The following is a 14731-nucleotide window of genomic DNA, read 5'->3' on the forward strand; positions in this document are numbered from 1 at the left end:
GCGGCTCCGCCGCAGTGGTGCGGATGTGGAGTCCCCGGACTCCACATCCGCACCACTGCGCGAAGCGCCTACTTCTTGCGGACGACGAGGACGAGGTTCGAGACCAGCGCCTCGCGCAGCCACGGCAGCCGGACCATCCACCACGCCCACCTCGGGTGGTAGCGCGGGAAGGCGGCCAGCACGTCGCCTCCGGTCTGGGACTTCGCCCACCGCAGTCCGTCCGCCGCGCCGATCGCGAAAAGCGAGACCCCGTACCGGTTCTTGGGTTCGCGGCCGTTCTTGCGGGCGTACCGCCGAGCCGCGTACTCGCCGCCGAGGAAGTGCCACGGTCCGGTCTCGTGACCGCCGAAGGGCCCCCACCACAGCGTGTAGGAGAGCACCATCATCCCTCCCGGCTTGGTGACGCGGAGCATCTCCTCGGCCATCGTCCACGGCTCGGGGACGTGCTCGGCCACGTTGGAGGAGAAGCAGACGTCGACGCTGTCGTCGCGCAGCGGCAGCGCCATCCCGGACCCGCGGATGCCGCCGTGGCTGGGCAGGCCGGCCGCGTGCATCTCGGCCGGATCCGGCTCGACCGGCACGTACCGGGCACCGGCGCGGCGGAACGCGTCCGCGAAGTATCCCGGACCGCCGCCGACGTCGAGAACGGTCAGACCGTCCAGGCCCTGCCCCGTCATCCCCGCGTACAGGTCCTCGATCAGCTCCAGCGAGTCGCCGGCCAGCGCGCCGTAGAACCGGTCCGGGTCGGACTGCTCGTAGCGGAAGTCCGAGAGCAGTCCCACCGACCGTCGGAGGGTGGCCCGACGGGCGAAGATGCGGGTCACGGGGAGCGCGGTCACGGGAGGCAACCCTAGCGAGCGGCGTCGCGACCCCGCGCCGCGGCCGGAGGTAACGAAACCTCCGGAGGCCGCCAGCCGATATGGTGAGCAGCGGCCGCGCCGCGGTCGTGACATCCGACGGTCCAGGAGAAGTCGTGCGCGAGGTTCTGTTGCTGTGCTGGCGCGACACCGGGCACCCGCAGGGCGGCGGCAGCGAGCGCTATCTCGAGCAGGTCGGCGCCGGCCTCGCCGAGCGCGGCATCAAGGTCACCCTCCGCACCGCCCGTTATCCCGGCGCCCCGCGGGAGGAGACCGTCGACGGCATCCGGATCAGCCGCGGCGGCGGCCGGTTCACCGTCTACCCGCGCGCGCTGGCCGCGATCGCGGCGGGCCGGTTCGGCTTCGGACCGCTCAAGGGCATCTCGCCCGACGCCGTGATCGACACCCAGAACGGCATCCCGTTCTTCGCGCGGGTGGTCGCGGGCGCGCCGATCACCGTGCTGGTGCACCACTGCCACCGCGAGCAGTGGCCGGTCGCCGGACGACTGATCGGGCGCATCGGCTGGTGGGTCGAGTCGGTGCTGTCGCCGCGCGTGCACCGTCGCAACCAGTACCTGACCGTCTCGCTGCCGTCCGCCGAGGAACTGTCCGCCCTCGGCGTGGACACGGAGCGGGTCGCGGTGGTCCGCAACGGTGCCGACACCGTGCCGCCGACCGTCCGCTCCGGCGACGACGCCACCCGCACCGCGCACCCGAGCATCTGCGTGCTCTCGCGGCTGGTGCCGCACAAGCAGATCGAGGACGCCCTCGCCGCCGTCGCCGCGCTGCGGGCCCGCACCCCCGGGCTGCACCTCGACGTCATCGGCGGCGGCTGGTGGGAGGAGAACCTGCGCGGGCACGCCCACGATCTCGGGATCGCCGACGCGGTGACCTTCCACGGGCACGTCGACGAGGAGCGCAAGCACGAACTGCTCGCCCGCGCGTGGGTGCACGTGATGCCCTCCCGCAAGGAAGGCTGGGGCCTCGCGGTGATCGAGGCGGCCCTGCACGGCGTCCCGACCGTCGGCTACCGCAGCTCGCGGGGCCTGACCGACTCGATCGTCGACGGCGTGACCGGACTGGTCGTCGGCGGCGAGATCGCGGGCACCACCGACGAGGTGGGCGCGCTGACGGACGCGGTCGAGCTGTTGCTGGTGGACGCGGAGCGCCGCGCCGAGCTCGGCGAGAAGGCGCGCGGCCGGGCCGCGGAGTTCTCCTGGACGCAGACGGCGGCCGGGGTGCACACGGTGCTCGCCGAATCCGCTGCGGGCCGGTACGTCTCAGGCCTGATCGGACCGCTTCCGACGGTACCCGTCGACTACGCAGCCGAACGCGCCGCCGGCTAGCAGCGCGACCCACACCAGGTGCGCGGCAGTCGACGCGGCCCGTGCCGCGGACCGGTCCGGCCGCGGCACCAGCGCGCCGGGTACCCGGTACAGCGCCAAGTGTTCGTCGTCGAACACCGGTTCCAGCTGCGCGAGGGTGTGCTCGGCGAGGTCGAGCGGGCCTGCGCCGTCCCGTTCGACGAGCACCCAGCCGACGCCGAGGTCCGCCAGATACTGCGGGTCCATGCCGAAGAGCAGCATCGCCTCGACCCGTTCGGCGCGGTCGCCCTCGCCGCCGATCTCGATGTGGCCGGCGCCGGTGAAGGTCGGGTCGTGGTGCGACCCGACGAGCAGCCGGCCGGTCTGCGGCACGTCGAGCGGCAGCATCCGCGGCGCCGGATCGAGGACCGGCGCGGTCCCGGTGTACGGGAACCTGCGGAACGTCCCGCCGGGCAGCACCGCGACGTCGCCCGCCTGCCCGTCGAGCGCGGCCGCGACTCTCGTCCAGGACGTCGGGTAGTGCACCGGTCGCAGCGCCCCGCCGACGCCCCAGGCCAGGTCGGGCAGCGCGATCAGCAGCGCGAGGACCCCGACCGTCGCGGCGGCCGTCGATCGCGACGGTGCGGTCCCGGCGCTCGCCCGCAGCCCCGCACGATCGCGATTGCGCAGCGCCCCGACCCCGGCCGCCGCGGCCAGCGCGTAGAACGGGACCGCCAGCGCCACCCACTTCTGGGCGTCGCGCAGCAGCCCGGTACCGGGCACGTGCGTCACCGCCCACTCGCCCGCCTGCAACCCCCAGCCGGTGGCGCCCAGCGCGGGGAGCACGACGGCAAGGGCGGCGACGCCGGCCAGCGCGACGAGCACCGGGTTGCCGCGGCGTCGCCACAGCGCGGGCAGCCCGCACGCGACGATCGCCAGCACGACGAGGGTCCCGGCCAGCGCCCACCACGATGTCCGACTGCCCGGCACCGCCTCCGAGTTCCAGATCCCGCCGAGTCCGGCGAGGCTGCCGACGGTCCCGAGACCGGGTTCGGCGCGGGCGGCGAACGCGGCGACCCCGGACGGGTCCGAGCCCTGCGCCCCGGCGCCCGACAGTGCGGTGGCCGTCAGCCACGGCGCCGACGCGAGAAGGGCGAGGGTCGCCGTCACCGCCAGCCGCGACCAGCGCGCGCCGGCCCCGCCGGGCAGGGCAGCGAGGACCAGCGCAAGCGTCGCGGCGAGCAGGGCGCCGGTCGGGGTCAGGGCCGCCGCGGCCAGGGTCAGCGCGAGCGGACTCCACGACCATGGCCCGCGCGTGCGCCGCAGCCGCAGCACCGCCAGCACGGTCCACGGCAGCGCGGCGTAGCCGGTGAGCAGGCTCCAATGCCCCTGCAGCAGTCGCTCGGCGACGTACGGGTTCCACAGCGTCACCGTCGCCGCGAGCAGCTGCCCGCCGAGCCCGACCGTCGGGAGCAGCGCGGCCACCATCCGGGCCGCACCCCACCCGGCCAGCCACAACGCCGCCAGCAGGATCGCCTTGACCACCACCCCGCCGTCCACCACCGCGGACAGCGCCGCCAGCAGCGCGTCCTGCGGGACCGCGCGCGCTGCCGCGTCGGTCAGGCCCAGCGCCGAGTCGGTCATGTAGGACCGCGGGGTGCTCACGGCGTCGCGCAGCAGCAGGTGGCCGGGGCCGAGCAGCGGTCCGAGGATCAGTGTCGCCAACGCCAGGCTGTAGAGGGCGGGCACGGCCCGGTAGAGCCCCGCGGGCCGCGCGATCATGGCTCGACAGTAGTGGGTGCGATCATAGGCGGATGACGCCTCGGACCCCCGCCACCACCGCGGTGGCCGGGATGACGATGGTGACGATCGGTTCGATGACGGCGAACGCGGCCTCGTACCTGCTGGCGGTGCTGGCCGCGTGGTGGCTGCGGCCCGCCGGATACGGCGAGTTCGCGGCGCTGACGGCCTCGCAGTTGGTGCTCGCGGTGCCGGCGCTGGCCCTGCAGACCGTCGTGGCCCGTCAGGTGGTGCTCGGCGACGACCCCGCCGACCTGCGCCGGCTCGGCGCCCGCTGCGCGGTGATCGTCGCGGCACTCGCCGCGCTGCTCGTCGCGCCGATCGCGGCCCTCCTCGACACCGGTGTCGCGGCGACGGCGGCGGCGCTGCTGACCGCGCCGCTGCTGGTGCTGCTGTCCGGTGAGCAGGGCCTGCTGCAGGGCTCGGGCAGGTTCGCGGCCCTGTCGGTGGTGCTCGCCTCGGCCGGGATCGGCAAGGTGGCGCCCGCGGTCGCGGTGCTGGCCCTCGGCGGTGGGCCCGGCGCCGCGCTGACGGCGTCCGCCGTCGGGACCGGTGCGGTGGCGGTCGTGGCACGCCTCGTCACCGGGACCGGTCCGCGGCCGACGTCGGAGCGCCCCGCGGTCGGGGTGGCGGCGGTCCTGCGTGCCTCGCAGGTCCAGCTCGCGCTGATCGTGCTGTCCTCGGTGGACGTCCTGCTCGCGCGGGTGGTGCTCGACGACGAGTACGCAGGCCAGTACGCGCTCGGTGCCGTCGCCGCGAAGGTCGCGTTCTGGCTGCCCGCGGCGGTCGGAGTGGTGCTGTACCCGAAGATGGCGAACCCCGAACACTCCGCGGCGGCGGTCCGCTCCGCGCTCGGAGTCCTCGTCGGGGTCGGGGCGGTCACGGTCGTCGCGGCCGCCGTCGCGGCGCCGCTCGTGCCCGCGGTCCTGGGCGACGACTACGCGGCGGTGCAGGGACTGCTGTGGGTGTTCGCGCTGAACGGCGCGTGCCTGGCCGTGCTGCAGGGCGCGCTGCTGTCCGCGATCGCGCGCGAGCGCACCCGGTTGGCGGCGGTCGCCTGGGTGGGGCTGGCGGTCGAGGTGACGCTGATCCTCACGGTGGCGTCGAGCATGCGGCAACTGATCCTGATCACCGTGGCCTGTGCCGCGGCGACGGCGGCGGCGGTGAGTGTCGCCGCCCTGCGCGGTGTCACAGCGACACCCCGACCTCCGCGAGCCGACGGCGCAACCGCGCCTGGTGACCGCCCGGCCAGTAGACCCGACCGCAGTCCGGGCACCGACTGAACTCGGTCTGTTCGCGCGCGACCTGGGCGGGCACCTGCCCGGCCACCTGCTCGACGCCGACCGGCACGAGCATCCCGTTGCAACGTGCGCATCGAGTGAAAGGCATTGTCTGCGAATGTAACTGGAATCGATCGAGCACTTCGCGCAGTTGACGCCGGGGGTCGGTCTCGTGCACGAAGGCGCCGTGGGTGAGGGCGGCCCGGCCGAGCAGTCCGACGTCGCGGGTGAGCAGTGTCCGCGACTCGGCCAGCGAGATCGCCAGCAGTTCGTCGTCGTCGAGGTCGTTGCGGTAGCGGCAGTCGAATCCGAGCAGTCGCAGGTAGGACGCGAGCCGGCCGAGGTGCACGTCGAGGACGAAGCGGGGCTCGCGCAGCGGTCGCGGGCGCAGCCGGGTGACCCCGGTCAGGTCGAGCCGTTCGAACACCGGGTACACCGCGACCCGCTCGCCGCCGCGCAACCGACGGTCGAAGCCGACCGAGATGCCGTCCACGAGAACCAGGTCCACCTCGGTGTGCGGCACGCCCAACGACTCGATCCGGTCCTTGACCGAGGGCGTGCCGTCGAAGGAGTGCGGGAAGGTCCGCTTGCGCAGCGCGGGCGCCAGGAAGTCGTTCAGCTCCTCGTAGAAGCGGAACTCGCAGTGGTGCCGGGGTGCACGCATCGATCGACCGTTCCACCGCCAACGTACGCCTGCGGCGGGCAGACGAAAGGGCCCGCACTCGAGACGAGTGCGGGCCCTTTCGGTCGAAGCGTGGGTTACAGCCGGGTGGTCGGCGGATCCTGCTCGCGCGGGTCGACGGCGGGGAACTGCTCCGTCTGATCCGTGGTCCAGTCCTGCCGCGGGATCATCTCCGTCTCGGCGTCCTGGGAGTCGTAGCCGGAGTAGTTGCCCTTGTCGAGGTCGACGGCGGGCGCGTCCGGGGTGGTGGCGGGACCGTCCTCGGTGGCGGGCTGCTTCGGGCCGCGGCCGCGGGTCCCGAGGTAGATGCCCGCGATCAGTGCGATGACGCCGAGGATGCCCGCGACGATCGGCACGGTGCGGCCGAAGGTCGCCAGCTTGTCCTGGCCGTCCTTGGCCTGCTGGATCTGGTACTCGATGGTGTTCTCGTCGAACGGCAGGGTCGCCTTGAGCACCGTCACCTCGGGCTTGTCGGCCGTGCGGGCGTAGTACTGGTACAGCTTCTCCTGGCCCTTGACGACGACGCCGGTGACCGGGTCGACCCAGGTGTCGCGCTCGTTGGTGTACCACCGGCTCATCGTGACCGGGGCCTCGCCGCCCTCGACGCCCCAGGTGGCGGCGGGGAGGGTCAGCTTGTTCGTCGGCGAGGCGACCACCTTGGACAGGTCGACGGGCGCGATCTTCTGGTTGTAGTGGTACACCTTCATCCCGTTGATCTCGGTCTCCTCGACGAAGTCGATGTCCTGAGTCTTACGGGCGTTGATGTCGAAGTACGGGTAGGTCTTCTTCTCGGCGTCGAACGGCCACTTGTACTGCAGGCCGTCGCGCTCGACCTCGTCGGCGGGCTTGTTCGCGTCGGTCTGGATGGTGCTGACCCCGCCCGGGACCGGCATCGCGCTGACGCGGTCGTCCGTCACGGTGTCGACGGTCGCGGTGAGCAGGCCGGTGTCGCCCTGCTTGTCGGTGCGACGCAGCGTCTGACCGGCCTGCACGGTGATGTCGGTGGCGTTGGACGGGTCGACGACGGTGACATAGCGCTGCGCGACGAGCGGCACGTTGGTGTTGACGACGGCCTTGCCCGCGGCCAGCGACTTCGCGTCGAGGACGTCGCCGTTGCCGGTGGCGACGGTGGTGACCTCGAGATCCAGCGGTGTCTTCTTGAGCTTGCCCACCGTGTACGTCGGGATCAGCAGTGCGGCTGCCAGTAGGAATGCGCCGAGCCCCACCAGAATGCAGGCGAGTGTCCTGCTCGGCCCTGAGCGTTCCGCCATCTGTGAATCTCCTTCGTCTCCGATGAGCCGTCCCCGTGGCACGACTGTGCGCCGCGCCGAGCGCAGAGTGCCCGAATCGTGACACTCAGTGAGCCAGACAGTAACAGTGTCGGCGGTCCCGATGAGCTGGCACGCCGGATATCGGACGCCGTAAGGAAAGTCGGCTCCGTGCCGCGCTCCGGCCACCCAGGGGCACACTGGACGCCAAATGGATACCAATGCAACGCCCGCACCGCCGGTCGGACCGGTCCGGGGTTTCGTTCCAGCGCTCGACGGAATGCGTGGACTGGCCGCGATCGGCGTCGTGATCACCCACGTGGCCTTCCAGACCGGGTCGGGTTCGACCCCCGTGCTGGGCCGGGTGTGGGGGCGCTTCGACCTCGCGGTCGCGGTGTTCTTCGCGCTCTCGGGCTTCCTGCTGTGGCGACCGCACGCCGCCGCGGCCCGCGGGCTGGGCAGGTCACCGGCGACCGGGCGCTACTTCCTGCACCGGGCGGTGCGCATCCTGCCCGCGTACTGGGTGGTCGTGGTCGTGGTGCTGCTGTTCCTGCCCGCGGCGGGCACCGGCTGGCGGGTGTGGGCGGCGAACCTGGGCCTGGCGCAGGTGTTCGTGCCGCTCACCCTCACCGACGGCCTGACCCAGATGTGGAGCCTGTCGGTCGAGGTCGCGTTCTACGTGCTGCTGCCGCTGATCGCGCTGGCCCTGGCCCGGCTGCGCGGGCCCGCCGCCCGGTGGCGGATCCCGGTGCTGCTCGGCGCGGCCACCGCCAGCCTCGGCTGGGTGTTCGTTCCCGTACCCACGCCGGACGGCATCCATTCCGACAACTGGTTGCCCGGGTACCTGCCGTGGTTCGGCGCGGGCATGCTGCTCGCGGAGCTGGCCATGCTCCCGGACGGCCCGGTGCACCGGCTGGCCCGGCGCCGTGGCGTGATGGCCGCGATCGCCGTGACCGCCTTCGCGCTCGCGTGCACCGACCTGGCCGGTCCGGAGGGATTGGTGCGGGCCGCGCCGTGGCAGTACACGACGAAGATCCTGCTCGGTGCGGTGCTGGCGTTCGCCCTGCTCGCGCCGCTGGTCTTCGACTCCGGCCGGGCCCACCGGTGGATTGCGGGCCCGGTCGCCCTCGCGGTCGGTCGCTGGTCGTACGGAGTGTTCATCTGGCATCTCGTGGTGCTCTCGATCGTGTTCCCGGTCTTCGGCATCCTGCCGTTCCAAGGGCAGTTCCCGTTCGTGCTGGTGGTGACCGTCGTCCTGAGCCTGGCGGTGGCCTCGGCCAGCTACGCGCTGGTCGAGGAGCCGGCGCGGCTGGCGCTGAGCCGCCGGGAGAGCCGCCGTGCGGCGCGCACGGCCGGCCGCGACAACGGGACCGCGGCCAGCCCGACCGCGACCACCGCGACCAGCGCCGCGAACTGAACGGGTCCGGCGTGCCCGACGTACCCGCCGGGCGCGCGCCACGGCCCGGTGGAGAGCAGCGCGGCGCCGGTCACGGTGCCGAGGCCGGCAAGCCCGACCAGGGTCCGGGCGGCCGCGGCCGGTCCGCGGAGCCGTCGGACTGTCAGTGCGAGCGCGGTCACGCCGGCCGTGACCGCCACGCCGGGCCAGCCCGCGACCACCGTGGCCAGGGCCAGCACGCCGAGGTAGCCGGCGGTGGTGCTGCGCCAGGTGCGCGGGGCGGGGCCGAGCGGGGGTACCGCCGGCTCGGCGGGGCCTGACGGACGGCGCCTGCGCGGCCAGAGCGCGAGGGCGAACAGCGGGACCAGCGCCAGCAGTCCGCCCGCGATGCCCAGCCGGTACCAGCGGTCGGTCGGGAAGTCGAGGGTGACGGTGCCGTCGGTGCCCGCGGGGACGACCCAGCCCTGCTGCCATCCGTTGACCACCACCGGGGACAGTTCGGTGCCGTCGGGCGCGGTGGCGACCCAGCCGACGTTCTGCGACTCCGGGATCACCAGCAGCCGGTCGCGGTCGGCGGCGGTGAAGGCCAGCTCGCGGTGGTTGGCAGTCCAGGCGGTGGTGGGCACCGGCGTCTCGGGTCGGGCAGCCGCGGCCCGCGGGGACTCGGCGGCCGCCGTCGAGTCGAGGCGCAGGCCGTCGACGAAGAAGGCCGGTCCGGGGGAGACCAGCACGGACTGTTCGCCCGCGGGCAGGGCGGCGGCCGGGTCGCCGCACACGGTCGCGGGAACGGGTGCGCCGGAACGCAACTGCAGGGCCGTCGCAGTCACCGTGGTGCGTCGCACCTGGCCGGCGAAGGAGATCACCGGGCCGTCCGCGCAGCCGACGGTGACGGTCCGCTCGGTGACGGCCGCCGGGTCCGGTCCGGTGCCGGGCACCGGCACGTCCCGGCCGCCGGGTCCTGCGGTGAGCACGCCGATCTCGGCGAACCCGGTCGGCTGCGCCTGGGCGAAACCGAACGCGGTCTGGTCGAGCACGTCGTCCCAGGCGGTCACACTGAGCACGATGCGGTCGGTGACGGCGGGTTCGAGCCGCACCCGGTCGTCCCGGATCTCGCGGACCTGCGGTCCGGTACCCAGGTCCACGGCCACCGCGGTCGCCTTCGCGGGCAACGCGCCGAGGCTGGGCGTCAGGTCGAGGCCCGTCACCAGGACGGGGTGTGGAAGGTGCAGCGTGACAGTCGGTTTCGGGCCCTTGCCGGTGGTGCTGTCGGTGGCTGCGATCCAGCTGGTGCGGACGTCGCCGTCGGTCGCGGCGGCGGCCGAGCCGCGGACGTCGCCGACCTCGGACTCGCCGACGGACCGGACACGGGTCGGGTCGGCCAGCAGCGACTCCAGCGCCGGGCCCTGGCGCGAGCGCACCAGCAGTCGCGGGGTGACGGTGGTGTCGGCGGGCACCGACAGCGTCCGTTCGAACGAGCTCAGCTCCTCGGGCTGCATGGCCAGGCCGCGGCCGCAGCGCACTCGGTCGGCCGCGTCCACGCAGCCGGTGCGGCCGGGCAGTTCCTGACCGAGGTCCCAGGCGTCGACGGTCGCCCCCGCGGGAGTGGGCGGCAGCACGGTCCGGTGACGGATCGGCACGGTCACCGGGTGATCCCGGTCCGTGTAGTCCTCGACGGACACCTCGCTGATGCCGAACTGGGTTCCCACCGAACCGTCCTCGGTCCTGGTGGCGGTGATCTTGACCCAGTCGGTCTCACCGGGCGGCAGCGAGACGGTCAACAGGTCGCCCGGCTTGCCGACCCGAACCGCGGTGCTGCCGTTCGCGGTGGTGACCTCGAGCTGCTTGACCGGGACGCCGAGCGCGGCCGGGCTGGTCCGGAGGTGCAGCAGCCCGGCGCGGACGGGATGGTCGAAGTCGAGCCGGAGCCACTGCCCGAGTGCGCTCTCGAGGCCGTTGCTGAACCAGCCGGTGGCCTGGTCGTCGTCCACCACGGCGGCCGGGCCGCTGCCCGGTGCGGTCCCACCGAGCTGGGTGGCGTCCGCGGCGGAGCTGGACACGCTGATCCGGGCGCCGTCCCACACCCCGGTCACCAGCGGGGCGCCGTCGACCGGGTAGTCGGGCACCAGGTTGTAGGTGCGCCGCGGGTCGTCGGGTCCGCGCAGCGCGGAACTGTGGTTGTCGACCTGGCCGTAGTCGGTCTCCCGGTCGGTGGGGGTGTCGGTCACGGTGACGGAGCTGACCGGCAGTCCGGCGCGGGCGGCGTCGGCGGCGAGCAGCACCGGTCCGGCGGTCGGGGTGTCGCCCGGTTCGCGTCGGGAGTTCAAGCGCTGCAACGACTCCGGTCCGCCCTGCACGACGGGCACGGCGGCCATGTCGACGGTGAACGGGCCGGAGGCGACGGTGTCGTTCCGGTGTGGATCGCCGACGCGGTAGATCTCGACGGCGGGGTACCGGGGTCGCAGGTCGCCGTCGGCGACGAAGCCGTCCACGTGGCCCGGGCCGACGTCCTCGCCGAACTGCGCCACCCGGGACAGCCCGGGGGAGCCCTCCACCGCCTGGTGCACCAGCAGCGGTCGCGTCGAGCGGGACGTCTCGGGGTCCAGGTCGTTGCGCACCACGAGGTAGCTGATGCCCTGGCCCAGCAGGGTTTCGGCGAGCCCGTCGGACGGGCTGCCGTCGGCGATCAGGCGCTGCACCGAGTCGAGTGCCCGGATCGCGCCCGGCGGCACCAGCGGCACCGCGTCCCGCACCGCCCACGGGGTGGTCGCCAACGCCTGGAGGGGCTCGTCGCGGGTCAGGCCCCAGACCTGGGTGGCGAACGGCGCGCCGGGGACGACCAGCGCCCGCTGCGCGTCGGACCCGTCGGGCGAGGTGCCGCCCGCGTTCGCGCTCAGCCAGTCCGCCGCCTCGTGCCAGTAGCCCGGCACCGAGTCGTAGGCGCCGCGCGGCGCGAGCCGACCGGTCCAGGCCAGCGAGGTGGACAGGGTGAGCGCGACCAGGATCAGGCTGGTGACGGCCACCATCGGTTCGCGTTCGGGGTGCGCGAACGCGCTGCGCCAGCGGGCTGCCGGGACCGAGCCGGGCAGCGGGACCTTCGCGAGCAGGTGCGCGAGGCCGAGCGCGAGCGGGAGCCGGACCAGCGGTTCGAGCTTGTGCACATTGCGCAGCGGCGCGCCCCCGGAGTCGAGGAACACCCGCACGGTGTCGGCGAACGGGGAACCGAGTTCGCCGACATAGCCTGCCGCCAGTCCGGCGAGCCCGACGAACAGGACGAGCACCAGCCTGCCCTTGGCGGGCATGGAACGCATCGCCAGACCGGCCAGGCCCGCGGCGGCGATCAGCCCCGTCGCGACCACGGCGGCGGGCTGGGTCACCAGCACCGCGCCGGCGATGCGCTCGGGGGAGACGAACGGGGTCCAGCTGTCGGTGCCGCGCAGCACCTCGGTGAGGCTGGTCCACTGGGTGGTGACACCCGAGGACTCGATGTAGTCGAGGAACGGCGGGCTGACCTTGCCGAGCAGCAGCAGCGGCACGATCCACCAGACGACGGCGACCAGGCATAGCGGGATCCACCACGCGGTGAAGCGCCACCAGCGTCGGTTCGGCCGGTGGCTGGCCCACCACAGGCCGGCGACCAGGCAGGCGGCGCCGGTGGCGACTGCGTTGACGGCGCCCATCAGCGCCACCGCGACCGCGGACTGCGCCGCCAGGCGAGGCAGCTCCGCCACCCGTGAGTCCTTCCGGCCCCCCGGCGGGCCGAATGGACTCACCGGGCCGAGCGCCCGCACCACGGGTAGCAGTACCCACGGCGCCAGCATCATCGGCAGGGTCTCGGAGGAGATGGAGCCGAGGGTGGTCAGCACCCGCGGGGCCAGCGCGAACGCCAGTGCCGCGACGATGCGCGAGCTACGACTGCCGACACCGAGGGCTTCGGCGAGCCGGATCATGCCCCAGAAGCCGGCGATCAGCAGCAACGCCCACCAGACCCGCTGGGTGATCCACGGTGGAATGTGCGCGAGCTGGCCGAGGGCGAAGAACGCACCGTGCGGGAAGAAGTAGCCGTACGCCTGGTTCTGCACCTGGCCGAGGGGTGCCTGACTGGACCACTGGTGCGAGGCGCGGGCGAGGAACCCGAGTGGGTTCTGCGTGAGGTCGTACTTGGTGTCGGCGACGAGCAGTCCGGGGGACTGCAGGAACGCCAGTACGAAGGCGACGGCCGAGGAGCCGAACAGCCACCGCCGCGACAGCGGCGCGGTGTTCGGCACCCCGGACGTCGGGGACGAGCTGGAAGTCGTCTTCGAGGAGCTGTTAACGGCTGCCGTACTCAACCTGGTTCAGCAGGGAGGAATTGGCGTTGCCGCTGCGGTCGATCTCCGGACGGGTGTTGTCCGAGGCGGCAGCGGTGATCCCGAAGACGGTGCCGAGTCCGAGGACCGCGCCGATCACTGCACTTGCCACGCCGGGGACAAGGAACTTCATCTCGGATCTCCCATTTGTTTCTGCCTGGCTGAAAACGTTTCGCGTCAAGGTATCACCCGGGGTCCGCAGGGAGGGGCCGCTGGCGCTGTTTGGAGCGGCGTGGGCGTCTCGACCGACGGCGGTGGCCAGGCGGTCGGCTCCGGCGACGTCGATCTGCGCGGCCGCGCAGTGCCCGCCGGTCCCGCGCCGCCCGTCCTCGGACGGCATTCGAATTGAAATTCGAGTCGCTAATTGGGTCATGCAAGAGGCTTGACAAGCTGTGTGTTCATCGATAGAAGTGAATATGTACTAATCGAAGATCGCACCATCAGTTGGCGGCGGTTCCAGTCTCGTCGCCGCGCGGTCCGTCCTTTCGGAAGGGGCGGCCGGGGCGCAGTCACACGACCCGCGTCGGCAGCCGGAATCCGGCTGGTGCCGACGGGTCCGCGCTCCCGTTCCTCAACCTCACGTACCAGCAGGAGAGATGCCATGAAACGGACTGTCTACAACGCCGACCACGAGGCGTTCCGGGAGACCATCCGACAGTTCATCGCGAAGGAGGTGTCGCCGCACTACGCGGACTGGGAGGCTGCGAACCAGGTGCCGCGCGAGCTGTTCCTCGAGCTGGGCGCGCTGGGTGCGACTGGCTTCGACATCCCCGAGGAGTACGGCGGATCGGGCCCGACCAGCTTCAAATTCCAGGCGGTCATGCAGGAGGAAACCGCCCGTGCCGCGGTGAGCTTCGGCCACTACGGCGTCAGCATCGGCATCGTGCTGCCCTATCTGCTGCGGCTGGCGAACGAGGAGCAGAGAAAGCGCTGGCTGCCGGGTGTGGCGTCGGGCGAGACGATGCTGTGCATCGCGATGACCGAGCCGGGCACCGGGTCGGACCTGGCCGGCATCAAGACCGTTGCGCAGCTGTCCGAGGACGGTACCCATTACGTCCTCAACGGCGCGAAGACTTTCATCACCGGTGCCCGCAACTCCGAACTGTGTGTGGTTGCCGCCCGCACCGCCGCCCCGACCGAGGATCGGCGATTCGGTCTGAGCCTGTTGGTGGTGCCCATCGACAGTCCGGGCTTCGCATTCGGGCGCAAGCTCGACAAGATCGGTATGAAGGCGTCCGACACCAATGAACTGTCCTTCACCGATGTCGTGGTGCCGGTGGAGAATCTGCTCGGCGAGCAGGACAGGGGTTTCGACTACCTGGGCCAGAACCTGCCGCGCGAACGCCTGTCGATCGGTGTCGGTCAGACCGCGGCGGCCGCGGCGGCGGTCGAGTTCGCCCGCGAGTACGTGTCGGACCGGCACGTGTTCGGCAAACCCGTCGCGTCCTTCCAGAACACCAAGTTCGTGCTCGCCGAGTGCTCGACCGAGGTGACCGCGGCGCAGGCGCTGGTGGACAAGGGCCTGGAGCTGGACGAGTCCGGTGAGCTCACCGCGGCGGACGCGGCGGTGATCAAGCTGTTCTGCACCGAGACGGCGGGCCGGGTGATCGACAAGTGCCTGCAGCTGCACGGCGGTTACGGCTACATCCTCGAGTACCCGATCGCCCGCCTGTACGCGGACACCCGGGTCAGCCGGATCTACGGCGGCACCAGCGAGGTCATGAAGACGATCATCGCGAAGGACATCGGCCTCTAGTGATTCTGCATGGGGCGCAAGAGATTTCACTCGAACATCCGA

9 protein-coding genes and 1 pseudogene are annotated in these 14731 nt (G+C 72.5%); 4 read left to right on the forward strand and 6 right to left on the reverse strand.

The window, feature by feature from the left end; genetic code table 11:
• Positions 1 to 68: 68 nt before the first annotated feature.
• Positions 69 to 824 carry a class I SAM-dependent methyltransferase gene (locus ACFVH2_RS22850; RefSeq protein WP_378426440.1) on the reverse strand — a complete coding sequence of 252 codons (756 nt, stop codon included), beginning with the start codon at positions 822 to 824 and terminating at the stop codon, positions 69 to 71.
• 149 nt (positions 825 to 973) lie between these two features.
• Here ACFVH2_RS22850 and ACFVH2_RS22855 point away from each other — a divergent pair, with 149 nt between their 5' ends.
• Complete coding sequence (locus ACFVH2_RS22855; RefSeq protein ID WP_378426410.1) at positions 974 to 2203, forward strand: glycosyltransferase family 4 protein; 1230 nt, start codon at positions 974 to 976, stop codon at positions 2201 to 2203.
• On the opposite strand, the gene ACFVH2_RS22860 is transcribed toward ACFVH2_RS22855, so the two are convergent.
• Positions 2138 to 3943, reverse strand: coding sequence for a hypothetical protein (locus ACFVH2_RS22860; RefSeq protein ID WP_378426408.1), 1806 nt, complete (start codon positions 3941 to 3943; stop codon positions 2138 to 2140). The two genes, ACFVH2_RS22855 and ACFVH2_RS22860, sit on opposite strands and share 66 nt — an antisense overlap.
• Before the next feature lie 32 nt (positions 3944 to 3975).
• Between ACFVH2_RS22860 and ACFVH2_RS22865 the strand changes: the two genes are divergently transcribed.
• Positions 3976 to 5244: a polysaccharide biosynthesis protein gene (locus ACFVH2_RS22865; protein WP_378426406.1), complete on the forward strand. Its 1269-nt coding sequence runs from the start codon at positions 3976 to 3978 to the stop codon at positions 5242 to 5244.
• On the opposite strand, the gene ACFVH2_RS22870 is transcribed toward ACFVH2_RS22865, so the two are convergent.
• Complete coding sequence (locus ACFVH2_RS22870) at positions 5150 to 5905, reverse strand: Mut7-C RNAse domain-containing protein (protein WP_378426405.1); 756 nt, start codon at positions 5903 to 5905, stop codon at positions 5150 to 5152. The genes ACFVH2_RS22865 and ACFVH2_RS22870 overlap by 95 nt on opposite strands.
• Positions 5906 to 6000: 95 nt before the next feature.
• The gene (locus ACFVH2_RS22875; RefSeq protein WP_378426403.1) at positions 6001 to 7194 is read right to left on the reverse strand and encodes a DUF3068 domain-containing protein; all 1194 of its coding nucleotides are present in this window, start codon (positions 7192 to 7194) and stop codon (positions 6001 to 6003) included.
• 208 nt (positions 7195 to 7402) lie between these two features.
• Here ACFVH2_RS22875 and ACFVH2_RS22880 point away from each other — a divergent pair.
• Positions 7403 to 8449, forward strand: a pseudogene (locus tag ACFVH2_RS22880) (acyltransferase family protein); the annotation flags it as partial.
• 23 nt (positions 8450 to 8472) lie between these two features.
• Here ACFVH2_RS22880 and ACFVH2_RS22885 read toward each other — a convergent pair.
• Both ACFVH2_RS22885 and ACFVH2_RS22890 read right to left on the reverse strand, forming a co-directional pair.
• The gene (locus tag ACFVH2_RS22885) at positions 8473 to 12852 is read right to left on the reverse strand and encodes an alpha-(1->3)-arabinofuranosyltransferase family protein (RefSeq protein WP_378426401.1); all 4380 of its coding nucleotides are present in this window, start codon (positions 12850 to 12852) and stop codon (positions 8473 to 8475) included.
• Between the two features lie 43 nt (positions 12853 to 12895).
• Complete coding sequence (locus ACFVH2_RS22890) at positions 12896 to 13066, reverse strand: DUF2613 domain-containing protein (protein WP_378426399.1); 171 nt, start codon at positions 13064 to 13066, stop codon at positions 12896 to 12898.
• A 468-nt stretch (positions 13067 to 13534) separates the two neighbouring features.
• Here ACFVH2_RS22890 and ACFVH2_RS22895 point away from each other — a divergent pair, with 468 nt between their 5' ends.
• Positions 13535 to 14689 (forward strand): acyl-CoA dehydrogenase family protein, encoded by a 1155-nt coding sequence (locus tag ACFVH2_RS22895; RefSeq protein ID WP_378426397.1) that lies wholly within the window; start codon positions 13535 to 13537, stop codon positions 14687 to 14689.
• Positions 14690 to 14731: the final 42 nt, after the last annotated feature.

Origin of the sequence: Rhodococcus sp. NPDC127527 (assembly GCF_042672245.1) — a bacterium.
Classification (GTDB): domain Bacteria; phylum Actinomycetota; class Actinomycetes; order Mycobacteriales; family Mycobacteriaceae; genus Rhodococcus_G.

Excerpts from the sequence above, each read along its gene's own strand:
- ACFVH2_RS22860 (WP_378426408.1), bottom strand. The coding sequence starts at position 3,943 with ATGATCGCGCGGCCCGCGGGGCTCTACCGGGCCGTGCCCGCCCTCTAC.
- ACFVH2_RS22895 (WP_378426397.1), top strand. The coding sequence starts at position 13,535 with ATGAAACGGACTGTCTACAACGCCGACCACGAGGCGTTCCGGGAGACC.
- ACFVH2_RS22870 (WP_378426405.1), bottom strand. The coding sequence starts at position 5,905 with ATGCGTGCACCCCGGCACCACTGCGAGTTCCGCTTCTACGAGGAGCTG.
- ACFVH2_RS22865 (WP_378426406.1), top strand. The coding sequence starts at position 3,976 with ATGACGCCTCGGACCCCCGCCACCACCGCGGTGGCCGGGATGACGATG.
- ACFVH2_RS22875 (WP_378426403.1), bottom strand. The coding sequence starts at position 7,194 with ATGGCGGAACGCTCAGGGCCGAGCAGGACACTCGCCTGCATTCTGGTG.
- ACFVH2_RS22890 (WP_378426399.1), bottom strand. The coding sequence starts at position 13,066 with ATGAAGTTCCTTGTCCCCGGCGTGGCAAGTGCAGTGATCGGCGCGGTC.